This window comes from Rhizobium sp. OAE497 (assembly GCF_040546565.1).
Taxonomy (GTDB): Bacteria; Pseudomonadota; Alphaproteobacteria; order Rhizobiales; family Rhizobiaceae; genus Rhizobium.
In genome coordinates, this window is sequence record NZ_JBEPOA010000001.1 from 309,914 (window position 1) to 331,379 (window position 21,466).

Consider the following 21,466-nt stretch of genomic DNA (forward strand, 5'->3'; position numbering starts at 1 on the left):
CTGTTGTTGTCAGAGAACCATCGGTTCGCTTGCGAGCCGTTCCTCGATGCGCTCCAGCGAGCCGAGGGCGAAGAAATCGTCGAAGGATGCGATCGGCACTTCGCCGATCAGCTTCGAGATGAAGGCGTCGGAGCCGAGCTCTTCCTCGATCGCCTCGACTTCGGCCGAAAGCGGCCGGTCGACCGTGTAGAAGGCGGCGTGGCTGCGCACGAGATCGTAGATCATCTTCGCAACGCCCTGCGGCTCGTCGCCGAGAATGTCGATTGCCTGCGCGGAAAGCAGGGCTTCCAGCGCCGCAAGGCGCCGAAGCGCTCGCATCTGGCGCTCGAAACGCTCGATGACCAGCGGCAGGAAGGCCGCCTCGTCCTCGAGTCCAGCGGCGACCACCAGCGACTGCGCCGAGACCGGATTGGACATCGATAGCACGCGCGAGAAGATTTCGCCGGCGAGCTTGATGATCGGGCCGAAGCCGGTGGCGATGCGGCCGGGCGGAACGAGATTGACCGGCAGATCGCGGCGCTGACCGTTGCCGAGAATGACGCAGCGATTGAAGGCATTGCGCGCCGCATGCGCCATGCAGAGCGCGGCGGATTCGAGCAGGATCGTGACATCGAGCGGCAGAGAACCACCGGAGGTCATGACGCGGCCCTCGACGACGACAGGATTGTCGTCCGAGCGGCCGGTGGCGGCGAGGATCTTGTGGCCCGTTGACAGCAGGTTCTCGATCACCGCGCCGAAGACCTGGGCGACCATGCGCAGGCTCAGAGGATCCTGCACGTGCGTGGCAACCGGCCAGTTCCAGGCTTCCGAGGCATTGCAGAGCCATGAGCCGATCAGCGCTTCGCGGGCGGTGCCGACATGACGCACGGCCTTCCACGGATCGCGCGAAGCACCAAGCGCGCCAGAGGCCATCATGCCGGTCGCCAGCAACACGCGGATCGAGGCGGCGGCATTGCGCGTCGCCTCACCGGCAGCCGCAAAGCTCACGGCATTGACGCTGAGCGATGCCAGGCTGTCGCGTGGCGCCATCTTGATAGGTTCGAGACCGGCGGCCTGGAAGGCCTCCGCCGCCTGCATGCGCTTGCCGCGATAGACGGCCTCGCCGACGCCGGTGAGCACCGCGCCGATCTGGCCCATCAGGCCGATATCGGCACAACCGATCGATCCCGTGCGGCGCACCAGCGGGATAAGATCGGCATCCAGCAGCCGCATATAGGCTTCGATGAGTTCGGGCGTGCAGCCGACCTGTCCCGTCAGCGCCGTGTTGATGCGGATGGCCATCGCATTGCGCACCACAGCGCAGGAAAAGGGTGTGCCGGTGCCGAAATGGTGGGCGCGCACGAGGCCGAGATTGAAGGCTTCGAGCTCGTCATTCGACCACTCGACATCCTTCATGGCCCCGACGCCTGTCGTCGAGCCGTAGACGGGAACGCCCGCATCGATCGCATCCTCGACGATCGAGCGCGCATGCTCGACGCGCGCCATGCCCGCTGCCGAAGCCGAAAGCGCCACCTTGCCCGACCCGATCCTTACCATCTCGGCAAAGCCGAGGGGTTGGCCGGATAGTTCGATGCCGGGGCGTTCATGCTTCATCTGCTGGTCTCCTTGAAGGCGAGACTAAGCGAGCGTCTCGCATCATGGGATATCCCAAATGCCGAACACAGCATGTTGCTTTATGCCTGAGGTCAGCTCAGCGTCCAGGCAATATAGAGAAGCGTCAGCGCAATAATCCAGAGGGCGATGCGGGCAGAACGGTTATGACGCGCCTCGGACTTGCCGATCGCCTCGGCCGTCTGCTCGTCGAAACGCAGTCCATGCTCGCTCATATGCAGGAGCTGGTGATGGAATTTTTCCGTCTGCGCGGCGATTTCGGGCACCGCTTCGGCCAGCTTCACCGCGGCTTTCAGCCCGTCCTTCAGGTCGGTGACGATGCGTTTCGGGCCGAGATTGTTGCGGATCCATTCGCCGACGACAGGTTCGGACGCCTTCCACATGTTGAAGCGCGGATTGAGCATGCGCGACACGCCTTCGACGACGACCATCGTCTTCTGCAGCATGACGAGCTCAGGCCGCGTCTGCATGTCGAAGAGTTCGGTCACCTCGAAAAGCAGCGTCAGCAGCTTGCCCATCGAGATCGTCTCTGCCGGCTGGCCGTGGATCGGCTCGCCGATCGCCCGGATCGCCTGAGCGAAGCTCTCGACATTGTGATGTCCGGGCACATAGCCGGCTTCGAAATGCACTTCGGCCACCCGGATGTAATCGCGGGTGATGAAGCCGTAGAGGATCTCGGCGAGGAAGCGCCGCTCCTTCTTTCCAAGCCGCCCGACGATGCCCATGTCGACGGCGACGATCATGCCGTCGGCATCGACGAAGAGATTGCCGGGATGCATGTCGGCATGGAAGAAGCCGTCGCGCAGCGTATGGCGCAGGAAGGACTGGATCAGCGTGTCGGCGAGCGCGTTGAGGTCGTGGCCGGCGGCGAGCAGCCCCTCGACATCCGACATCTTCACGCCGTCGATCCACTCCATGGTGATGACGTCGCGCCCGGTGCGCTCCCAATCGACCTTGGGGACGCGGAAGCCCGGATCTTTCTCGGTATTCTCGGCGATTTCGGAGAGGGCGGCGGCCTCGAGCCGGAGATCCATCTCCACCTTGGTCGTCTGCTCCAGCGTCTTCGTCACCTCCACCGGCTGCAGCCGGCGGCTGGAGGGCATGAAGCGCTCCTGCAGATGGGCGACGAGATACATCGCCTCGATGTCATGGCCGAAGCGCTGGCGCACGCCGGGGCGTACGACCTTGACGGCCACCTTCTTGCGGCCTTCGTTACCATCGACTTCAGCCGGATGAACCTGGGCGATCGAGGCCGCTGCAATCGGATCGCCGAAGCTCGCGTAGAGTTCCTCGACGGGACGCCCAAGCGATCCCTCGATATTGGCCTTTGCCGCCGCAATCGGGAAAAAGGTCATCCGGTCCTGCAGCTGCGACAGGTCGTTGGCGAAATCGACGCCGACGACGTCAGGACGCGTCGCCAGGAACTGGCCGATCTTCACATAGGACGGACCGAGACGCTCGACCGCGCGCGCCAGCCGGTCGCTGCGCTTCTGGCGCTTTGCCTTGCTGCGCTCGAAGATCGTCACGGAGGATTTGGCAAGCGCCACCACGGGCGGCAGCCCTTCAGACGGGAGGGCCGAGACGACCCCCTCGCGCACGAGCACCCAGCCGACGCGCCAAAGCCGGAAATATGCGCCGAAAGCACTCATCTATTCTATAATTTCCAGCCGGAATGCAGCGCGGCGATACCGCCGGTATAATTGGTGTAGGAAACCCGCGAGAAACCCGCCTCGCGGATCATCGCCGCGAAATTCTCCTGGTTTGGGAATTTACGGATCGACTCCACGAGATACTGATAGGGCTCGGCATCGCCGGTGATCGCCTTGCCGAATTTCGGGATCGCGTTGAACGACCAGGCGTCATAGACGTTGTCGAGAACCGGCAGCTCCACTTCGGAGAACTCAAGCACCAGAAGCCGCCCGCCACGCTTCAGCACGCGATAGGCTTCCGAAAGCGCCACATCGATGCGCGGCACGTTGCGGATGCCGAAGGCGATCGTATAGGCGTCGAAGCTGTTCGCCTCGAAAGGCAGGTCCTCGGCATTGGCCTCGACGAAGGTCAGATTGTCCGAGAGCTTCTTCTTGGCGGCCCGCTCGGCCCCGACGCCGAGCATAGAGCCGTTGATGTCGAGCACGGTGGCATGGGCAAGACGGTTCGAGGCTTCGACAATGCGGAAGGCGATATCGCCCGTGCCGCCGGCAACATCGAGCACCTTGTATCCCGCTTCCTTGCGCGGGTTCAGCGACGCGATCATCGCGTCCTTCCAGACCCGGTGCATGCCAGCCGACATGACGTCGTTCATGATGTCGTAGCGCTTGGCGACCTTATGGAAGACCTCGTTGACGAGGCCCTGCTTTTCGCCGTTCTGCACCTCGCGGAAACCGTAGGACGTTTCCATGCCGCCATCGGCGGAAGTGCGGCTATCTGACATCGGACAACTCCGTTACTCGAAATCGGTGCGGCGACCATAGCGAAGCGATGCTTTGGACGCTATCTGTATGCGCGGATCAAAAGCCGCGGCCTTCTGGCGCTATAGCGCACATCATCCGCGGTTGAAACACGTTTAGCTACAGATGGGTAACGATGCCGGAATTGCCAGAAGTCGAAACAGTCAGGCGCGGCCTGACCCCCGCGATGGAGGGCGCCCGCATCGAACGGCTGGAGCTTCGCCGCGGCAATCTGCGCTTCCCCTTTCCCGAGAATTTCGAGGACGATGTCAACGGGCGCACCATCGTCTCGCTCGGGCGGCGGGCGAAATACCTGCTGATCGATCTCGACAGCGGCAAGACCATCATCTCCCATCTCGGCATGTCCGGCTCCTTCCGTATAGAGGAAGGCAGGCAGAAGACGACGCCTGGCGAGTTTCATCACGAGCGGTCCAAGGACGAAAAGCACGACCACGCGATCTTTCACCTGGAAGGCAGCGAAGGTCCGTGCCGCGTCATCTATAATGACCCCCGCCGTTTCGGGTTCATGGATATTGCCGAGCGCACCGAGCTGCAGAACAACCCCTTCCTCTTCGGCCTCGGCCCGGAGCCGACAGGCAACGAGCTCAGCGCCGCTTATCTGGCGGAGCGCTTCGCCGGCAAGGCCCAGCCGCTCAAGGGCGCGCTTCTCGATCAGAAGAATATCGCCGGCCTCGGCAATATCTATGTGTGCGAAGCCCTCTGGCGCTCGCATCTGATGCCGACCAATGCTGCCGGCACGCTGGTGACGAAAACCGGAAAGCCGAAGGAAGCGCTGAACCTCCTCGTCTCATCGATCCGCGATGTGATTGCGGACGCCATTAAGGCCGGTGGTTCCTCATTGCGCGACCATATCCAGACGGACGGCTCGCTCGGCTATTTCCAGCACTCCTTCTCCGTCTATGACCGTGAAGGTGACCCTTGCCGCACGCCCGGCTGTAGCGGTACGGTTTCGCGCATCGTGCAGGCGGGCCGCTCGACATTCTATTGCCCCGTCTGCCAGAAGTGAGGAGGAACGCATGGCCTATGAAACCCTGATCGTTGAAACCCGTGGCAATGTCGGCCTCATCACGCTGAACCGGCCGCAGGCGCTGAACGCGCTGAATTCCACCGTTCTGGCCGATCTGAAGCGGGCCTATGCGGACTTTCACGCCGACGAGGCGGTCGGCGCCATCGTTCTCACCGGCTCCGAGCGCGCCTTTGCCGCCGGTGCCGATATCAAGGAAATGCAGCCGCTGAATTTCGCAGATATATATAAGTCGGAATTCATCAGCGGCTGGGAAGAGATCTGGCGCGCCCGCAAGCCCGTCATCGCCGCCGTTAGCGGCTTTGCGCTCGGCGGCGGCTGCGAGCTCGCCATGATGTGCGATTTCATCATTGCTTCCGAGACCGCCAAGTTCGGCCAGCCCGAAATCACCCTCGGCGTCATTCCCGGCATGGGCGGCTCGCAGCGGCTGACGCGTGCCGTCGGCAAGTCGAAGGCGATGGACATGGTGCTGACCGGCCGCATGATGGATGCGGCCGAAGCCGAGCGCGCGGGACTCGTTTCGCGTGTGGTGGCGCCTGAGCGGCTGCTCGACGAGGCGCTGGAAGCGGCGGCCAAAATTGCCTCGCTGTCGCGCCCCTCGGTGCTGATGGCCAAGGAAGCCGTCAACCGCGCTTTCGAGGGAACGCTGGAGGAAGGGCTGCGTTTCGAGCGCCGTCTGTTCCACAGCCTGTTTGCCACGGAAGACCAGAAGGAAGGCATGTTTGCCTTCATCGAAAAGCGCAAACCGGACTTCAAACACCGCTGAGCCGGATTCATGGAGAAAGGCGGCTTTTCCTTGAAAATGCGCGTTGACGCGGCCCGGCTTTAGGGTTATACGCCCGTCCACGGTTCGGGAAGCCATTCTGGTCTTTCCCGATAATGCTCCCGCATTGCTGAATTTGTGGCCGCAGGGCCCGCGGTAATGACGGAGTTTGTTCGAATTCTTGAGAGAGGCATCCATGGCCAATACAACTTCGGCGGAAAAAAGCGACCCGCAAGATCGCCCGCCGTACCGACGTCAATAAGGCTCGTCGCTCGCGCGTTCGTACTTTCGTTCGCCAGGTCGAAGAGGCACTCGCATCTGGTGATGCGGCCAAGGCTAAGGCAGCCTTCATCGCAGCGCAGCCGGAACTGGCCCGCGCAGCAAGCAAGGGCGTCCTGCACGCCAACACGGCATCCCGCAAGATCTCGCGTCTTGCCGCTCGTGTGAAGACGCTGTCGGCTTCGGCAAGCGCATAACATTTCATTAACGAACTGCTCGTTATGATTAGCCCGGTAATTTTACCGGGCTTTTTCGATTCCGAGATCTGCCCCTTGAATGGTTAATTCGGCGACGATTTCGTGTCAGGGGAATGACACTAATATGCGTTGAAAATCAAATAGTTGCGCAAGGTTCTTTCCAGAATGCGCGACTCTCGCCCTCCCGGAAGGGGGGCGAAATGAGTCAAGCGGATTTTTATTTTTTTTCTTTCATAGCGTGTCGAAAATACCCACTTTGGGAATCTCATTGATTCTTCTGCGATTCTTTTTTGACATCGGCGTGACGCCCTAAACCGGCGCCCGGAGTCAATGGCTCCCTCTTAATTTTGCGTAAAATTCATCGTTGCAAGGCGCCATCGATCCTGCCTAAATGACTTCCAGCAAAGGGCGCGGACATCACCTGCAAGGGTACAGTCTAAACTGCCACACCGGCAGGGCGATGGGTTTTTGTGCCTTTTGTCGCGGAGCAGTCTATCTCTCCGTTTTTTCAAGCACTTGAGCTATTTGCACCGCGGCCGTGGCTGGTCTCGGAACGGGTATCTTTTGTGCTCTCGACGGTTACACGCCTGAGGCGAAACCGAAGGGGATGGGGAAACTACTTTTGTGTTCCGGTTGGTTAGCGGGCAAACGAGGGCCGCCAGCCAGCACGGCGAGGAAACAGCATGACGGAGGCCCCATGATGGCGGTTTCCGCCACGGGTTTTTGCGCCGGTCTTTTTGGGCTGGGACATCTGTATTGAGTGAACCGGCAAGCCTGCGGCTCATGAGGGGACGCCAGCCTGCCTAACGGGGAAAATTAATCGGGCGGCCGTTTTTCGGATGACCGCCCGGTGAAATGAAATTGGAAGGCGGCATGATGCAGATGAATTCTATGGCGGCGGGTGCTCTTGAGAATGGGGACAAGGCACCGGCGTTTGACTCTACTTGCCTTGATGCGGCGGGGGAAAAGGGAGACATGAAACATGGCGTACTTTTTGATCGCGTTAGCGCCCGTCTGAAGGCCCAGGTTGGCCCCGACGTTTTTGCAAGCTGGTTCCAGGGCCTGAAGCTTCATTCGGTTTCCAAGAGCGTCGTTCGCCTCACGGTGCCGACGACCTTTCTGAAGTCCTGGATCAACAACCGTTACATCGATCTGATCACCAGCCTCTTCCAGCAGGAAAACGCTGATATCCTGAAGGTCGAAATCCTCGTCCGGACGGCGGCTCGTCCTGGCGCCAAGCCTATGGACAATGCGGCTACCCAAGAGCCCGTGACCCAGGTGGCGCCGATGCGCCGCTCGACCAGCATGCAGCCGGCAGGTCAGTCGGTTCAGCAGACGGTCGCCGCTGCAGCCGCAGCCCGCCCGGCAACGACCGGTACCGGCCAGCCGCTCTTCGGCTCGCCGCTCGACTCCCGCTTCACCTTCGACACCTTCGTCGAAGGCAGCTCCAACCGCGTTGCTCTCGCAGCTGCCAAGACGATCGCAGAAGCTGGCCAGGGCGCTGTGCGCTTCAACCCGCTCTTCGTTCACTCGACGGTCGGCCTCGGCAAGACGCACCTGCTGCAGGCGATCGCCAATGCCGCCGTGCAGAACCCGCGCTCGCTGCGCGTCGTCTATCTGACGGCTGAATACTTCATGTGGCGTTTCGCAACCGCGATCCGCGACAATGATGCCCTGACGCTGAAGGACTCGCTGCGCAACATCGACCTCCTGATCATCGACGACATGCAGTTCCTGCAGGGCAAGATGATCCAGCACGAGTTCTGCCACCTGCTCAACATGCTGCTCGACAGTGCCAAGCAGGTCGTGGTCGCTGCCGACCGCGCTCCCTGGGAGCTGGAATCGCTCGACCCGCGCGTCCGCTCGCGTCTGCAGGGTGGCGTTGCGATCGAGCTCGACGGCCCGGATTACGAGATGCGTCTCGAAATCCTCAAGCGCCGTCTGGCCGTTGCCCGTGTCGAAGATCCGTCGCTGGAAATTCCGGCCGAGCTGATGTCGCATGTCGCCCGCAATGTCACGGCCAGCGGCCGCGAACTGGAAGGCGCATTCAACCAGCTGATCTTCCGCCGCTCCTTCGAGCCGAACCTGTCGATCGAGCGCGTGGATGAGCTTCTGGCCCATCTCGTCGGCTCCGGCGAGCCCCGCCGCGTTCGCATCGAGGACATCCAGCGCATCGTCGCGCGCCACTACAATGTCTCGCGTCAGGAGCTGGTCTCGAACCGCCGCACGCGCGTTATCGTCAAGCCGCGCCAGATCGCCATGTATCTCTCGAAGACACTGACGCCGCGCTCCTTCCCGGAAATCGGCCGCCGCTTCGGCGGGCGCGACCACACCACCGTGTTGCACGCCGTGCGCAAGATCGAAGAGCTGATTTCCGAGGACACAAAGCTGTCCCACGAGATCGAGCTGCTGAAGCGCCTGATCAACGAATAGTGCGCCACTTGGTGCTGAAATCCGCGGCCGGGAGCGATCCCGGCCGTTTTCTTTTATCGGTATTTTGGGGTGAAGATGGCGCTTGGGCCGCCGCCTAAGGCCTATTGCTTGCGCTTTTCCGGGAGCGCGCAGAACTTGCCGCAGCTCGGGATGCCGGGCAGCATGTAGCGCAGGCAGCAGAGCTTGCGGCGGGCGACATATTCGCCTTCGTCCTCGACTTGCCGCACGCAGCCCGAAAACGGATTGACCCCGCCATTCGGCAGGCAGCCGCGCACGAATAGCGGCAGGTCGGACCGGCAGGGCTCGGCACCTTCCGCTTCGGTCAGGCGCAGCGCGTAGTCGATATAGACGGCCGCATTGTTCCAGCAGAGTTTTGCGGAAATCCCGTTCTGCTTCAGAAGATCGACGGCCTTGAAGAGATGCGTCTCCAAGAGCGAATCCACGGCCTCGAAGGAGTCGGCAGAAGGATTGCGATCCTGCCATCCCGCATGCGGCACCCCGAAGGCGCGCGGCAGGCCATCCTCGCCGACAGCAATCGTCATTTCGTCGAAGGAAACCGGTAGCAACCGGCGGCGCAGCTGCCGGGCGATCAGGTAGGGAATCGTCAGGCCGGAGAAATAGTAGAGCGACCACATGGAGACGACCGCGCGGCGGTCTGCGCCGCCCGAGGCGGCGGTATAGCGATCGATCGCCTCGTTGAAGCTGCCATCGGCAAAGAAGGTCCGTAACGACGTCCCGTCATCAAGATCACTGGAGAGCATCAGCTTTTGAGCCCACCAGGAATGCTCGCCGGCAAACAGGGCCGCCAGCGGCTCTGGCTGCGTGATGTCCTTGATGGAGCGTTCGAGCGTTTCGGTCATCGTCAAAGCGCCACCGCCTGCAGTCGGCCAAGGCGGGCAGCAGCATTGCTCGGTTGAACAAGCGGGTATGGTCGAAGGCGCTGGTTTCTCATGACACCGGTCGGCTCGAATATCGGCAGTCGCTAACCTGATAATCACGCCTGAACGGAAAAGGAAAGAAAAAGATGACTGTTGAAGTCATCTTTTTGGATCTTCACGCTTTCGACTCGCTGAGCAGCCAGCGGCGGAAAGCGGCAGCTGCCGGGCGTTCCAGGGAGGCGCCGGGGTAAACAAGGTGGAAGGCGAGGCGGCTGGCGACGCCGAGGGGGAAGGGGGCCGCCATGGTGCCTTCCTTCAGCTCGCCTTCGACGAAGGAGCGGCGCATCAATGCGATGCCGAGACCCGCCTTCATTGCGTCATAGGCGCCGTTGCCATGCATGAAGATCGGGCCACGGGAGGCATCGACGGCAGTGGCTGCCCCCGCGGCCTCCAGCCAGAGCTGCCAGTCGTGCCTGTAGACGTCGTGGATCAGCGTGAAGGGCGCCAGTGCGGCAGGCGAGGGATGGTCGCCGAGCTCTGCGGCGAGCTTGGGGATGCAGACCGGCACCAACTCGTCATCCACCAGCCGCTCGCTGACAAGGCCTTCATAACCGCCGAGCCCGTGGCGGATGGCAAGGTCGATACCGTCGCGCTGGAAATCCAGCACGCGATGCGAGGCGCTGATGCGCACGTCGATATCGGGATGCAGCACCTCGAACCTGCCGAGCCGTGGCACCAGCCAATAGGTGGCGAACCCAGCCGTGCAGGTCACGTTGAGGATCGCACCGCGGCTGCGCGCCGTGATCGCCGCCGTCGCTTCCCGCACCAGCCGGAAGGCGGCCCGCAGCGTCGTGAAGTAATCGGCACCCTCGACGGTCAAGGCCAGCGCCCGCGGCTTGCGCTCGAAAAGCTGAACGCCGAGTGCCGCCTCAAGATCGCGAATCTGCAGACTGACGGCGCCGGGCGTCACGTTCAGCTCCTTTGCCGCCAGCGTCATGCTGAGATGCCGTGCTGCCGCTTCGAAGGCACGAAGTGCGGAAAGGGAGGGCAGATAATCGCTCATGATTTAGCTCAGCTAAAGTGTTGCGCGAGAAAGACTCGTTTGATCCATCTTAATTAGCGAAATAATATCAGCATCAAGATGTATCGCAACACCGATCCAATGCCGGTTTGTTACGAGAATAAATCGAACATTTCACTGCGCAGGAAACGGGTGGCGGCGCCATCAGTGGTGTCCTAAGCAGGCAGGAATCGAATGGAGGATGACGATGCAGAAGCAGATGGGTTTGGCCGAATGGGGCATGATGCTGGTGCTGTCGCTGCTCTGGGGCGGTTCCTTCCTGTTCAACGGCATCCTGGTGAAGGCGCTGCCGCCCTTCACGATCGTCACCGGCCGCGTGTTGCTGGCGGCGATTGCGCTCAATCTGATCGTCCGGGTGATGGGCCATGCCATGCCGCGCGACGGCAAGAGCTGGGTCGCCTTCTTCGGCATGGGCGTCCTGAACAACATGATCCCCTTCTGCCTGATCGTCTGGGGCCAGACGCATATCGCCAGCGGCCTCGCCTCGATCCTCAATGCCACGACGCCGCTGTTCGCGGTCGTCGTCGCCCATCTGCTGACCGCGGATGAGAAGATGACCGCCAACAGGCTGATCGGCGTCGTCGTCGGCTTTGCTGGTGTCGCCTATATGATCGGCTTCGATGCCCTGCACGATCTCGGCTCGAATGTGCTGGCGCAGCTTGCGGTGCTGGGAGCGGCGATTTCCTATTCCTTCGCCGGGATCTGGGGCCGCCGCTTCCGCGCCATGGGTATGCCGCCGCTGTTGCCGGCCGCGGGCCAGGTCACGGCGTCAACCATTCTGATGATTCCGATTGCGCTGATCGCCGACCAGCCCTGGACGCTTCCCATGCCCGGCATGGAAACCTGGCTCGCTCTCGCCGGTCTCGCCATCCTGTCGACGGCGGTCGCCTACGTGCTGTTCTTCCGCATTCTGGCAACGGCAGGCGCGACCAATCTGATGCTCGTTACCTTCCTGATCCCGGTCAGCGCCATCCTGCTCGGCGCGCTGGTGCTCGGCGAGCAGCTGCAGACCAAGCATCTGATCGGCATGGCAATGATCGCCATCGGCCTTGCGGCTATCGATGGGCGGCTGATGTCGATCGGGCGGAAGCGGGCGGTCTGAAGCTCAGCACGCGAGATCGGCAACGACGGAATCAAGGATCAGCATGCCCGCAGGCGTGCAGCGCAGCCTCGAATTGCCGATCCGCTCGATGAAGCCGTGTTCCAGTAAAAACTCTTCGCGTGCCGGATCGGGATCGCGGCCGGAAAGCTGCTGCCAGCGGGCGAGATCGACGCCTTCCTTGAGCCTCAAGCCCATCAGCAGCAGTTCGTCCGACTGCTCCTCGTAGCCGAGCCGTTCCTCGTCGAGAATACCGTGCCCGTCGCGCTCGACCATCTCGAGCCAGGCTTCTGGCTTGCGCTCGGTCGCCGTCGCGATCTTCTCCGGACCGCGGCTGAGGCGGCCATGGGCGCCGGGGCCGATGCCTGCATAGTCGCCATAGCGCCAGTAGGTCAGGTTATGACGGCTCTCGGCGCCCGGACGGGCATGGTTCGAAACTTCGTAGGCGGGCATGCCTTCGCGCGCCGTGATCTCCTGCGTCGCCTCGTAGAGAGCCGCAGACTGGTCACCATCCGGAACGATCAGTTTGCCGGCCTTGTGAAGGCCGAAGAAGGGCGTGCCTTCCTCGATCGTCAACTGGTAGAGCGACAGGTGATCGACGGCGTAGGAGATGGCCTGCTTCAGCTCACGCTCCCACTCGTCCACGGTCTGGTCGGGACGCGCATAGATGAGATCGAAGGACATGCGCGGAAAGATGTCGCGGGCAAGCTTGATCGCCTTCAGCGCATCCGCAACGTCGTGCAGGCGGCCAAGGAATTTCAGATCGCGATCGTTCAGCGCCTGGACGCCGAGCGAGACGCGATTGACGCCGGCCACCCGGTAGCCGCGGAAGCGCTCGGCCTCGACGCTGGAGGGATTGGCCTCCATGGTGATTTCGATGCCGGCAGGCACGTGCCATTCCTTGGCAATGCCGTTCAGGATCGCATCGACAGTCTCCGGCTTCATCAGCGACGGCGTGCCGCCGCCGAGGAAGACGCTGGTGACGGTCTTCGGTCCGCTCAACTGACGGATCGTCGCCATCTCCTTCAGGAAGGCCGCAACATAGCGCTCCTGATCGACAGGCTGGTGCCGGACATGGCTGTTGAAGTCACAATAGGGGCATTTCGCGGCGCAGAAGGGCCAGTGCACATAGACGCCGAAACCGGGCTCCCCCGTATCCGGCAGAAGCTTGGCATCACGCAGCGAAGTCAGGTTGTTCAAATCATCCACTGGCGGATCTTACGCTTCCAGGCAGGCTTCGACAAAGACTTTGAAGGCGCGCGCACGATGCGACAGCGCCTGCTCGTCGCCGGGCTTCCAGCCGTGTTTCTGTTCGGCGCTCATCTCGCCGAATGTGGTCTCATAGCCCTGCGGCTGGAATACCGGGTCATAGCCGAAACCCTGCGTGCCGCGCGGCGGCCAGACGACCGTGCCTTCCACTTCGCCGCGGAAGAGCTCCGTATGACCATCGGGCCAGGCCAGGCAGAGAACGCTGACGAAGCGGGCCGTGCGCTGCTCGGGTTTGGCGGCTCCAGCCTTTTCAAGGGCCTTCTCGACCTTCTCCATCGCCATCGCAAAGTCGCGCGTGCCATCGGCGGTCTCGGCCCAGTTGGCCGTATAGACGCCGGGATCGCCACCGAGCGCATCGATCACCAGACCGGAATCGTCAGAGAGTGCCGGCATGTTGGCGGCGCTCGCAGAGGCAAGCGCCTTGATCCTGGCGTTTTCTTCGAAGGTCGTGCCGGTTTCATCCGGTTCGATGAAATTGAGCTCGGCGGCCGACTTGGCGGTGAAGCCGAGAGGGCCGATCAGGTCCTGGATTTCGCGGATCTTGCCGGCATTATGGCTGGCGACAACGATCGTCTTGGTATCGAGTTTGCGCATTCTGTTTTCCTATTCGATGCCCCAGATCCGGGCTTCGGCGCATTCCAGGCTGTTGCCGGCAGGGTCGCGGAAGTAGATCGAGCGGCCGCCATTCGGCCAGTGAACTTCGGATTCGATGGCGATGCCGGCGGCCTGCAGCTTGGCAGCCATGGCGTCGATATTCGCAGCCGAGACCCGGAAGCAGGCATGCCCGGCTCCCTCGGTACCATGCGGCGGAACCTGCAGGGAATCGGCTGCCGGTGGCTTTACCGTCTCGTCCGGATTGAAGATCAGCAGCACGCCCGGGCCGCAGCGAAAGAAGACATGCCGGTTGGCCGCACGCGTAATCTTCGCAAGGCCGAGAACACCTTCATAGAAAGCCTCGGCTTTATCGAGATCCTTTGCGTAGAGCGCCGTTTCCAGCATGCCTTCCAGCATGTCGTTCACCCGGCGATCGCCTGCTTCTGCAGGTCCACGAGTTCGGCGATACCGTTCTTGGCAAGGCCCATCAGCGATGCGAATTCGGCTTCGGAGAAGGGCGTGCCTTCAGCCGTTCCCTGGATCTCGACGATGCCGCCGGCGCCGGTCATGACGAAGTTGGCGTCGGTCTCGGCCGAGGAATCTTCCAGGTAGTCGAGATCGATGACCGGCTGGTTTGCGAAGATACCGCAGGAGATCGCGGCGACATGGTCCTTGAGGACGCGGTCGACCTTGATCATGTTGCGGCTTTCCATCCACTTCAGGCAGTCGTAGAGCGCGATCCAGCCGCCGGTGATCGAGGCCGTGCGCGTGCCGCCATCCGCCTGGATGACGTCGCAGTCGATGGTGATCTGGCGCTCGCCGAGTGCGGTCAGATCGACGACGGCGCGCAACGAGCGGCCGATCAAGCGCTGGATTTCCTGCGTGCGTCCGCCCTGCTTGCCGGCAGCCGCCTCACGCTTCATGCGCTCGCCGGTGGCGCGTGGCAGCATGCCGTACTCGGCGGTGACCCAGCCCTTGCCGGTGTTGCGCAGCCACGGCGGCGTCTTTTCTTCCAGGCTCGCGGTGCAGAGCACATGCGTGTCGCCAAACTTCACGAGACAGGAGCCCTCGGCGTGCTTGGAAAAGTTGCGCTCGAAGCTGACCTTGCGCATCTGGTCGGTTTTTCTGCCTGACGGCCGCATTCTCTGTCTCCTGCTGCATGAGGCCTCGTGGCCGCGGCGGCGGCAGGGCGTAGTCATGCGTGTTTCTGATGCTGCCCCGCTTCTACGATTGGCTGCGGCCATTTGCAAATTCCCTTTTGCCACGCCCGCGAGATTGACTATATTTTCCGGAGTTTCATCAGCGTGGGTGTTTTAGGATTCATGGCCTTCAGGTCGTCGCCGGTTTCGGATGCCATTGCTGCGCTGGACGAGCGTTCCAAGGAAATCTTCCGCAGGATCGTCGAGGGCTATCTCGAGAATGGCGAACCGCTCGGCTCGCGCAATCTGTCGCGCATCCTGCCGATGTCGCTTTCCCCGGCTTCCGTCCGCAATGTCATGAGCGATCTCGAAGAGCTCGGCCTCATCTATTCGCCGCATGTCAGCGCCGGGCGCCTGCCGACCCAGGTGGGCCTGCGGTTTTTCGTCGACGCCTTCATGCAGGTCGGTGATCTCTCTGCCGAGGACCGCGCCAGCATCGATCGCCAGGTGCGCGCCGAAAGCCGCGACAACCCGGTGGAATCGATGATGAACGAGGCGAGCCGGATGCTCTCGGGCATTTCGCGCGGCGCAGGGCTTGTCATTACCGCCAAGAGCGATCCCATCCTCAAGCATGTCGAGTTCATCCGCCTCGAGCCGACCAAGGCTCTGGCGGTGCTGGTCGGCGAGCATGATCAGGTCGAAAACCGCATCATCGAGCTACCGGCTGGCGTGACCTCCTCGCAGCTGACGGAAGCTGCGAACTTCCTGAATGCCCATATGACTGGCCAGACTTTGCCGGAATTGCGCAAGCAACTCGACAAGCTGAAGATCGATGTTCGCCATGAACTCGATGCTCTCTCGCAGGACCTCGTCGAGCGCGGCATCGCCGTCTGGTCCGGCAGCCCTGACGAGGGCAAGCCGGCGCAGCTCATCATCCGTGGCCGGGCAAACCTGCTGGAAGGACTCGCCGGTGCCGACGATCTCGATCGCCTGCGCATGCTTTTCGACGATCTCGAGAAGAAGGACAGCCTTATCGAGCTCCTGAACCTCGCCGAGAGCGGACCGGGCGTGCGCATCTTCATCGGCTCGGAAAACAAGCTCTTCTCGCTTTCCGGCTCCTCGCTCATCGTTGCGCCGTACCGCGATGACGACGACCGGATCGTCGGCGCGGTCGGTGTCATCGGCCCGACGCGGCTCAACTATTCGCGCATCGTGCCGATGGTCGATTACACCGCGCAGCTGATTTCCCGCCTTTCGCGCGGTGGCGCCCTCTGAAAAGCCCGATTTTCCGCTTCTTTGTCACGCAGACTTGATTTTTTGCGGTCAAAGCTCGATATCGGGCGCATCCGAAAGAACCCTTTACCCGGAGACCGTCATGACTGACGAAACGACGAAAAACGGACCTGAGGCTGCCGCGGCCGACGCTGCTGCGGACGCAGCCGCAAACGTCGAGAATGAAGCGGCCGCTGAGGCATCGTCCCAGCCGGATCCGATGGAACTCGTGAAGGCCGAAAATGCCGAGCTGCGGGACCGCTACCTGCGTCTCGCCGCGGAGATGGACAACCTGCGCCGTCGCACCGAGCGTGATGTGAAGGACGCCAAGTCCTACTCGGTCGCCTCCTTCGCGCGCGACATGCTGGCTGTATCCGACAACCTGCGCCGCGCGCTGGACTCGATCCCGGCCGAAGCCAAGGCTGCGGGCGAAGCCGGCCTGACGACGCTGATCGAAGGCGTCGAGATGACCGAGCGCTCCATGCTCTCGACGCTCGAGCGCCATGGCGTTCGCCAGCTCGATCCCGTCGGCCAGAAGTTCGACCCGAATTTCCATCAGGCGATGTTCGAAATTCCGAACACGGAAGTCCCGAACAACACCGTCGTCCAGGTGGTGCAGGCAGGCTTCACGATCGGCGAGCGCGTTCTGCGCCCGGCCATGGTCGGTGTCGCCAAGGGCGGTCCGAAGCCCGAGGCGGAAGCTGCCAATTCCTATCTGGATCAGAAGGACGCATAATGAAAAGGGCCGCTGAGAAGCGGCCCTTTTCTTTTCCGGTCTGCCGCCGCTCAGATGCGGGCGAAGCGCTCGATCAGAAGATCGAAGAAACCGTCGGCATCGACGAAGCGCATCACCTGGGCATTGCGCTCGCGGTCGGTCACATGCCACCAGTCGACGACGGTCATGCCGACCGTCAGCTCCGACTTCACCTCGATCTCGACATTGCACTCGCGGCCCTTGAATAGCTCCGGCTTCAGGAGATAGGCGACAACCGTCGGGTCGTGCAGCGGGCCGCCGTCGGAACCGTATTTCTCGATGTCGAAGCGCTCGAAGAATTCCAGCATCTCGACCATTGCCTGGGCGGGCGCCGTGCCGAGGTCGGCCATGCGCTTGACGCGGTCCTTGCGGGTCAGCAGCTGATGGGTCACGTCGAGCGGCATCATCACGATCGGCACACCCGAACGGAAGACGATGTCGGCCGCTTCAGGGTCGACATAGATGTTGAATTCGGCAGCCGGCGTGATGTTGCCGCCTTCGAAGAAGCCACCGCCCATCATCACCAGTTCGCGGACGCGTGCGACGATATCTGGCGCCTTCTGGAAGGCGAGGCCGATGTTGGTCAGCGGCCCGAGCGTGCAGAGCGTCACGCTGCCTTCAGGCTCGCGGCGCAGCGTCTCGATGATGAAGTCGACGGAATGCTGCGGCTGCAGCGGCATGGTCGGCTTGGCCAGCGTCGGGCCGTCGAGGCCGGTTTTGCCATGCACATGCTCGGCGGTGACCAGCTTGCGGGCGATCGGCTTGTCTGCGCCGGCAAAGACCTTGATGTCAGTGCGCTTGCAGAGCTCGCAGATGATGCGCGCGTTGCGGCTGGTGTAGGACAGCGGCACGTTGCCAGCGACCGTGGTGATACCGAGCACTTCGAGCTCTTCCGGGCTGCCGAAGGCGAGCATGATCGCTGCGGCATCGTCCTGGCCGGGATCGGTATCGATGATGATCTTTCTGGGGTTTGCCATGTACGTCGGGTCCCTCCTCAGGTGCACGTCGTTTTGGCAGGCACCATTTGTTTATGATTGCGTCGCAAATCGGCGCAGCCCTCGCGGGTGACGATTTGATGAGAGCCTCCATGCGCTTTGTCAAGCAAGGACGAAGCCGGCGTTTACCCTAAAATTTCCGGGTCCTTGCCCGGCGGCCGCAAAACCTTGCGCGACCGCGCGCCAATTCCCATATTAGCAAGGCCCGGATGCTAGCTTAGGTCCGGAAAGGTCGCTTGCATCAAGGACTTGAAAACATGAGCCGTATCACTCCCTTCGCCAGCCCGCTGCTCCTGGGCTTCGACGCCATGGAAAAGACGCTTGAGCGGATTTCCAAGGCGAGCGACGGTTATCCTCCCTACAATATCGAGCGTATTGCCGCCGATCACGGTCAGCCGGAGCGCCTGCGGATTACCCTTGCCGTCGCCGGTTTCGGCGAGGATGAGCTCGATGTCACCACCGAGGAAAACCAGCTTCTCATCCGCGGCCGGCAGGTCGAGCAGGGCGAGCGCGAATATCTCTATCGCGGCATCGCCGCGCGTCAGTTCCAGCGCACTTTCGTGCTTGCCGATGGCATGCAGGTTCTCGGCGCCGGCCTCAAGAACGGTCTTCTCTCCGTCGATCTAATTCGCCCGGAGCCCGCACGCATGGTCAAGAAAATTAACATTTCGGTCTCACAGTAGGACAACGGTTCGATTGCGCCGTTGGTCCCTTCTCTTGGAGGTACAGGAATGTTGATGAAAGAAGCGAATTCTCACCTGACCAAATCCGAACTTGCCGGTATCGGCAACGGCGAGGTCGCCTATATCCGCAAAATGCGTACTGAAGAAGTATCGAAGTGCTTCCCCGAAGCGCCCGATATCGACCCTGGCGTCGACCTCTGGGCCCTTTTCGGCGCTGACGGCACGCCGATCCTGCTCACGGACAACCGCTCCAGCACCTTTTTCAAGGCGGCTGAAGACGAGCTCAAGACGGTAAGCCTGCACTAAACGTGCGGGCTTATGTCACTTGCCTGCTGGCTTAGATCTTCTTGAAAGTCAGATAGGCGGACGAACGGCCTTCGCGCCGTGCCTTGGCCTCGTAGCGCGTGCTCGGCCAGCCCTTGTAGGGCGTCAGCCAATCCGCAGCATTGCTCGCCAGCCAGTCGAAGCCGCCGTGGTCGCGGCATTTCAGCAGCGTCCAGTTCACATAGGTATCGATATCCGAAGCGAAGCAGAACAGTCCGCCCGGCTTCAGCACGCGATGGAAACGCTTGAGGTTCGTCTGCGAGACGAAGCGGCGCTTCCAGTGCTTCCGCTTGGGCCAGGGATCGGGATAGAGCAGGTCGATCTGGTCGAGGCAGCCATCCGGCAGCCAGTCGAGCAGCTGCGTCGCATCGTCGTTATAGACGCGGACGTTTCTGGCGCCCTTGTCCTCGACGCTGGCAAGCAGCTTCTGCATGGAATTGATGAAGGGCTCGACGCCGATAAAGCCGGTGGAGGGCAGTTCCTGGGCGCGGTGGATCAAATGCTCGCCGCCACCGAAGCCGATCTCCAGCCGCAACTTTTCGACCGGAACCGGCCAAAGGCCTTTCAGCGGCTCGGGGGGAGCCGCTGAAATATCGATGAGGAATGCCGGGAGCAGAGTACTCAGCTTTTCCGCTTGCTGTCCGCGTAGAGCCTTTCCCTTGCGGCGACCGAAGAAGGCTTCGGTCGCGCGGCCGCGGCGTTCCATATCCGTCATGCTGCGGCCTTGAGCTTGATGGCTTCCTTGAGGCCCTTCACGAGGTCGGTGCGCTCCCAGGAGAACGAGCCGTCACGGCCGGCCTTGCGGCCGAAATGACCGTAAGCCGAGGTCTTTGCGTAGATCGGCTTGTTGAGGTCGAGGTGGCGGCGGATGCCCGTCGGCGACAGGTCCATGTTCTTGCGGATCGCGGCTTCGACCTGATCTTCGGTCACGCCCTTGCCGGTCTGGTGCAGGTCTACATAGATCGACAGCGGCTGTGCAACGCCGATAGCGTAGGACAGCTGGATCGTGCAGCGGTCGGCGAGACCGGCGGCAACGACGTTCTTGGCGAGGTAGCGGGCAGCGTAAGCAGCCGAACGGTCGACCTTGGTCGTGTCCTTGCCGGAGAATGCGCCGCCGCCATGCGGAGCCGCACCGCCGTAGGTGTCGACGATGATCTTGCGGCCGGTCAGGCCAGCGTCACCATCCGGACCGCCGATGACGAACTTGCCGGTCGGGTTGATGTACCACTTGCAATCGCTGGCGATCGGCAGGTCGCCGAGAGCTTCGCGGATATAGGGCTCGACGACGGCGCGAACCTTCTTCGAATCCCACTTCTCGTCGAGATGCTGGGTCGAAAGAACGATCGAGGTCACTTCCGCCGGCTTGCCGTCGACGTAGCGAACGGTCACCTGGCTCTTGGCGTCAGGGCCGAGCTTGGCAACGTCGCCGTCGCCCTTCTTGCGGGCGGTGGCGAGCAGCTGCAGGATCTTGTGCGAGTAGTAGATCGGCGCCGGCATGAGGTCCGGCGTTTCCTTGCAGGCGTAGCCGAACATGATGCCCTGGTCGCCGGCACCTTCGTCACCCTGCTGGTCGGCAGCGTTGTCGACGCCTTGGGCGATGTCTGCGGACTGCGAGTGCAGGAGAACGTCGATCTTCGCCTTCTTCCAGTGGAAGCCGTCCTGCTCGTAGCCGATGTCCTTGATGGCGCGGCGTGCGGCAGCCTTGAACTTCGACGGGTTGATAACGTCCTTGCCGTCCTTATCCTTCTTCATCAGGCTCGGCGGCAGGCGTACTTCACCAGCGATCACGACACGGTTCGTGGTGGCCAGCGTTTCGCAGGCAATGCGCACGCCCCAGGGGTTTACGCCGGTCTTTGCCGCTTCGCGGTAGACCAGATCCACGATCTCGTCCGAGATACGGTCACACACCTTGTCCGGGTGACCTTCGGCAACAGACTCACTGGTGAAGAGGTAATTAGCGCGCATTCCGGGATTCCCCTCAAAGAATAAAGTTCGACGAATTGGTACTCAGTTCACGCTCGAAAAACAAGCGCAGAAGGACATAAATATATCTTTATATCTACGGCTAAATGACAAATTTTGCCTTAAAAACGCGAAAAAGGCGGCCTTTCGACCGCCTTCTGTCATTGGACGCTGTTGGGAGCGCTTAGTCGGAGTCGGCTTCGGCGGCCAGCGCCTTGACGAGCTCGACGACCTTGCGGCGTACCTTCGGGTCGGAAATCTTCACGAAGGCGCGGTTCAGCTGCAGGCCTTCGGAGGAGGAGAGGAAGTCGACGACGTAGTTGGAGCTGGAGGCTTCAGCCATGCCGCTCATTGCGCCGGCGTGCTCGCCGGGGGCGTCTTCGAAGAAGAAGGAAACCGGGACGTTCAGGATGCTCGAGATGTTCTGCAGACGGCTGGCGCCGACGCGGTTCGTGCCCTTCTCGTACTTCTGAATTTGCTGGAATGTAATGCCAAGGCTTTCGCCAAGTTTTTCCTGGCTCATGCCAAGCATAGTGCGGCGAAGACGAATGCGACTGCCAACATGGATGTCGATCGGGTTCGGCTTCTTCTTGTTCTCAATCATGGTCGTGCCCTAACAAAAGATATTTCAACGAGTGAAA

Annotated in this window: 21 protein-coding genes and 1 pseudogene; 9 read left to right on the forward strand and 13 right to left on the reverse strand. The window is 61.8% G+C overall.

The genetic code is table 11. The features are described from left to right. Window positions 1-9: 9 nt before the first annotated feature. The 3 genes from ABIE40_RS01575 to ubiE all read right to left on the reverse strand — a co-directional run bounded on the left by ABIE40_RS01575 (window position 10) and on the right by ubiE (window position 4,042). A complete protein-coding gene (locus ABIE40_RS01575; RefSeq protein ID WP_199626033.1) occupies window positions 10-1,593 on the reverse strand; it encodes an aromatic amino acid lyase in 1,584 nt (527 codons plus the stop codon). A 92-nt stretch (window positions 1,594-1,685) separates the two neighbouring features. Continuing rightward, the gene (ubiB, locus tag ABIE40_RS01580) at window positions 1,686-3,260 is read right to left on the reverse strand and encodes a 2-polyprenylphenol 6-hydroxylase (protein WP_199626034.1); all 1,575 of its coding nucleotides are present in this window, start codon (window positions 3,258-3,260) and stop codon (window positions 1,686-1,688) included. Window positions 3,261-3,265: 5 nt separating this feature from the next. Then, on the reverse strand, window positions 3,266-4,042 hold the full coding sequence (ubiE, locus tag ABIE40_RS01585) for a bifunctional demethylmenaquinone methyltransferase/2-methoxy-6-polyprenyl-1,4-benzoquinol methylase UbiE (RefSeq protein ID WP_199626035.1): 777 nt from the start codon (window positions 4,040-4,042) through the stop codon (window positions 3,266-3,268). 152 nt (window positions 4,043-4,194) lie between these two features. Between ubiE and mutM the strand changes: the two genes are divergently transcribed. The 4 genes and pseudogenes from mutM (at window position 4,195) to dnaA (ending at window position 8,775) form a co-directional block, all read left to right on the forward strand. Next, window positions 4,195-5,085 carry a bifunctional DNA-formamidopyrimidine glycosylase/DNA-(apurinic or apyrimidinic site) lyase gene (gene mutM, locus ABIE40_RS01590; RefSeq protein WP_199626036.1) on the forward strand — a complete coding sequence of 297 codons (891 nt, stop codon included), beginning with the start codon at window positions 4,195-4,197 and terminating at the stop codon, window positions 5,083-5,085. A 10-nt stretch (window positions 5,086-5,095) separates the two neighbouring features. Beyond that, entirely contained in the window at window positions 5,096-5,869 is a 774-nt protein-coding gene (locus ABIE40_RS01595; protein ID WP_199626037.1) for an enoyl-CoA hydratase, read from the forward strand. A 193-nt stretch (window positions 5,870-6,062) separates the two neighbouring features. Beyond that, window positions 6,063-6,342, forward strand: a pseudogene (rpsT, locus tag ABIE40_RS01600) (30S ribosomal protein S20). Window positions 6,343-7,218: 876 nt separating this feature from the next. Continuing rightward, window positions 7,219-8,775 carry a chromosomal replication initiator protein DnaA gene (gene dnaA, locus ABIE40_RS01605; RefSeq protein WP_112714384.1) on the forward strand — a complete coding sequence of 519 codons (1,557 nt, stop codon included), beginning with the start codon at window positions 7,219-7,221 and terminating at the stop codon, window positions 8,773-8,775. A 101-nt stretch (window positions 8,776-8,876) separates the two neighbouring features. Here the strand turns inward: dnaA and fhuF are convergent, their stop codons facing one another. Both fhuF and gcvA read right to left on the reverse strand, forming a co-directional pair. After that, window positions 8,877-9,635, reverse strand: coding sequence for a siderophore-iron reductase FhuF (gene fhuF / locus ABIE40_RS01610; protein ID WP_210341045.1), 759 nt, complete (start codon window positions 9,633-9,635; stop codon window positions 8,877-8,879). A 193-nt stretch (window positions 9,636-9,828) separates the two neighbouring features. Further along, window positions 9,829-10,716 carry a transcriptional regulator GcvA gene (gene gcvA / locus ABIE40_RS01615; RefSeq protein WP_199626038.1) on the reverse strand — a complete coding sequence of 296 codons (888 nt, stop codon included), beginning with the start codon at window positions 10,714-10,716 and terminating at the stop codon, window positions 9,829-9,831. 199 nt (window positions 10,717-10,915) lie between these two features. Between gcvA and ABIE40_RS01620 the strand changes: the two genes are divergently transcribed. Further along, complete coding sequence (locus ABIE40_RS01620) at window positions 10,916-11,836, forward strand: DMT family transporter (RefSeq protein WP_199626039.1); 921 nt, start codon at window positions 10,916-10,918, stop codon at window positions 11,834-11,836. A 3-nt stretch (window positions 11,837-11,839) separates the two neighbouring features. Here ABIE40_RS01620 and hemW read toward each other — a convergent pair whose 3' ends face one another. The 4 genes from hemW to rph are packed head-to-tail and all read right to left on the reverse strand — an operon-like array spanning window position 11,840 to window position 14,838. Further along, complete coding sequence (hemW, locus tag ABIE40_RS01625) at window positions 11,840-13,042, reverse strand: radical SAM family heme chaperone HemW (protein WP_130279217.1); 1,203 nt, start codon at window positions 13,040-13,042, stop codon at window positions 11,840-11,842. Between the two features lie 9 nt (window positions 13,043-13,051). Continuing rightward, entirely contained in the window at window positions 13,052-13,696 is a 645-nt protein-coding gene (gene rdgB / locus ABIE40_RS01630) for an RdgB/HAM1 family non-canonical purine NTP pyrophosphatase (protein WP_199626040.1), read from the reverse strand. 9 nt (window positions 13,697-13,705) lie between these two features. Next, window positions 13,706-14,122, reverse strand: a complete 417-nt coding sequence (locus tag ABIE40_RS01635; RefSeq protein WP_112713767.1) for a VOC family protein — start codon at window positions 14,120-14,122, stop codon at window positions 13,706-13,708. Then, window positions 14,119-14,838: a ribonuclease PH gene (gene rph / locus ABIE40_RS01640; protein WP_112713765.1), complete on the reverse strand. Its 720-nt coding sequence runs from the start codon at window positions 14,836-14,838 to the stop codon at window positions 14,119-14,121. Before rph ends, ABIE40_RS01635 begins: the two co-directional genes overlap by 4 nt. A gap of 180 nt (window positions 14,839-15,018) precedes the next feature. On the opposite strand from rph, the gene hrcA reads away from it, so the two are divergent. Both hrcA and grpE read left to right on the forward strand, forming a co-directional pair. Further along, entirely contained in the window at window positions 15,019-16,110 is a 1,092-nt protein-coding gene (hrcA, locus tag ABIE40_RS01645; protein ID WP_112713763.1) for a heat-inducible transcriptional repressor HrcA, read from the forward strand. Window positions 16,111-16,210: 100 nt separating this feature from the next. Next, window positions 16,211-16,843: a nucleotide exchange factor GrpE gene (gene grpE, locus ABIE40_RS01650; protein ID WP_112713761.1), complete on the forward strand. Its 633-nt coding sequence runs from the start codon at window positions 16,211-16,213 to the stop codon at window positions 16,841-16,843. A 50-nt stretch (window positions 16,844-16,893) separates the two neighbouring features. On the opposite strand, the gene ABIE40_RS01655 is transcribed toward grpE, so the two are convergent. After that, window positions 16,894-17,838, reverse strand: a complete 945-nt coding sequence (locus ABIE40_RS01655; RefSeq protein WP_199626041.1) for a nucleoside hydrolase — start codon at window positions 17,836-17,838, stop codon at window positions 16,894-16,896. Window positions 17,839-18,113: 275 nt separating this feature from the next. Here ABIE40_RS01655 and ABIE40_RS01660 point away from each other — a divergent pair, with 275 nt between their 5' ends. After that, on the forward strand, window positions 18,114-18,539 hold the full coding sequence (locus ABIE40_RS01660; RefSeq protein WP_112713757.1) for an Hsp20 family protein: 426 nt from the start codon (window positions 18,114-18,116) through the stop codon (window positions 18,537-18,539). Window positions 18,540-18,587: 48 nt separating this feature from the next. Continuing rightward, window positions 18,588-18,845, forward strand: coding sequence for a BQ00720 family protein (locus ABIE40_RS01665; protein ID WP_112713755.1), 258 nt, complete (start codon window positions 18,588-18,590; stop codon window positions 18,843-18,845). Between the two features lie 31 nt (window positions 18,846-18,876). Here the strand turns inward: ABIE40_RS01665 and trmB are convergent, their stop codons facing one another. The 3 genes from trmB to ABIE40_RS01680 all read right to left on the reverse strand — a co-directional run bounded on the left by trmB (window position 18,877) and on the right by ABIE40_RS01680 (window position 21,429). Further along, window positions 18,877-19,578, reverse strand: coding sequence for a tRNA (guanosine(46)-N7)-methyltransferase TrmB (gene trmB, locus ABIE40_RS01670; RefSeq protein ID WP_112713753.1), 702 nt, complete (start codon window positions 19,576-19,578; stop codon window positions 18,877-18,879). Then, entirely contained in the window at window positions 19,575-20,828 is a 1,254-nt protein-coding gene (gene metK, locus ABIE40_RS01675; protein ID WP_112713751.1) for a methionine adenosyltransferase, read from the reverse strand. Before metK ends, trmB begins: the two co-directional genes overlap by 4 nt. 181 nt (window positions 20,829-21,009) lie before the next feature. Then, window positions 21,010-21,429, reverse strand: coding sequence for a helix-turn-helix domain-containing protein (locus tag ABIE40_RS01680; protein ID WP_112713749.1), 420 nt, complete (start codon window positions 21,427-21,429; stop codon window positions 21,010-21,012). Between the last annotated feature and the right edge of the window lie 37 nt (window positions 21,430-21,466).

Excerpts from the sequence above, each read along its gene's own strand:
- ABIE40_RS01575 (WP_199626033.1), bottom strand. The coding sequence starts at position 1,593 with ATGAAGCATGAACGCCCCGGCATCGAACTATCCGGCCAACCCCTCGGC.
- ubiB (WP_199626034.1), bottom strand. The coding sequence starts at position 3,260 with ATGAGTGCTTTCGGCGCATATTTCCGGCTTTGGCGCGTCGGCTGGGTG.
- ubiE (WP_199626035.1), bottom strand. The coding sequence starts at position 4,042 with ATGTCAGATAGCCGCACTTCCGCCGATGGCGGCATGGAAACGTCCTAC.
- mutM (WP_199626036.1), top strand. The coding sequence starts at position 4,195 with ATGCCGGAATTGCCAGAAGTCGAAACAGTCAGGCGCGGCCTGACCCCC.
- ABIE40_RS01595 (WP_199626037.1), top strand. The coding sequence starts at position 5,096 with ATGGCCTATGAAACCCTGATCGTTGAAACCCGTGGCAATGTCGGCCTC.
- dnaA (WP_112714384.1), top strand. The coding sequence starts at position 7,219 with ATGCAGATGAATTCTATGGCGGCGGGTGCTCTTGAGAATGGGGACAAG.
- fhuF (WP_210341045.1), bottom strand. The coding sequence starts at position 9,635 with ATGACCGAAACGCTCGAACGCTCCATCAAGGACATCACGCAGCCAGAG.
- gcvA (WP_199626038.1), bottom strand. The coding sequence starts at position 10,716 with ATGAGCGATTATCTGCCCTCCCTTTCCGCACTTCGTGCCTTCGAAGCG.
- ABIE40_RS01620 (WP_199626039.1), top strand. The coding sequence starts at position 10,916 with ATGACGATGCAGAAGCAGATGGGTTTGGCCGAATGGGGCATGATGCTG.
- rdgB (WP_199626040.1), bottom strand. The coding sequence starts at position 13,696 with ATGCGCAAACTCGATACCAAGACGATCGTTGTCGCCAGCCATAATGCC.
- rph (WP_112713765.1), bottom strand. The coding sequence starts at position 14,838 with ATGCGGCCGTCAGGCAGAAAAACCGACCAGATGCGCAAGGTCAGCTTC.
- hrcA (WP_112713763.1), top strand. The coding sequence starts at position 15,019 with ATGGCCTTCAGGTCGTCGCCGGTTTCGGATGCCATTGCTGCGCTGGAC.
- grpE (WP_112713761.1), top strand. The coding sequence starts at position 16,211 with ATGACTGACGAAACGACGAAAAACGGACCTGAGGCTGCCGCGGCCGAC.
- ABIE40_RS01655 (WP_199626041.1), bottom strand. The coding sequence starts at position 17,838 with ATGGCAAACCCCAGAAAGATCATCATCGATACCGATCCCGGCCAGGAC.
- ABIE40_RS01660 (WP_112713757.1), top strand. The coding sequence starts at position 18,114 with ATGAGCCGTATCACTCCCTTCGCCAGCCCGCTGCTCCTGGGCTTCGAC.
- ABIE40_RS01665 (WP_112713755.1), top strand. The coding sequence starts at position 18,588 with ATGTTGATGAAAGAAGCGAATTCTCACCTGACCAAATCCGAACTTGCC.
- trmB (WP_112713753.1), bottom strand. The coding sequence starts at position 19,578 with ATGACGGATATGGAACGCCGCGGCCGCGCGACCGAAGCCTTCTTCGGT.
- metK (WP_112713751.1), bottom strand. The coding sequence starts at position 20,828 with ATGCGCGCTAATTACCTCTTCACCAGTGAGTCTGTTGCCGAAGGTCAC.
- ABIE40_RS01680 (WP_112713749.1), bottom strand. The coding sequence starts at position 21,429 with ATGATTGAGAACAAGAAGAAGCCGAACCCGATCGACATCCATGTTGGC.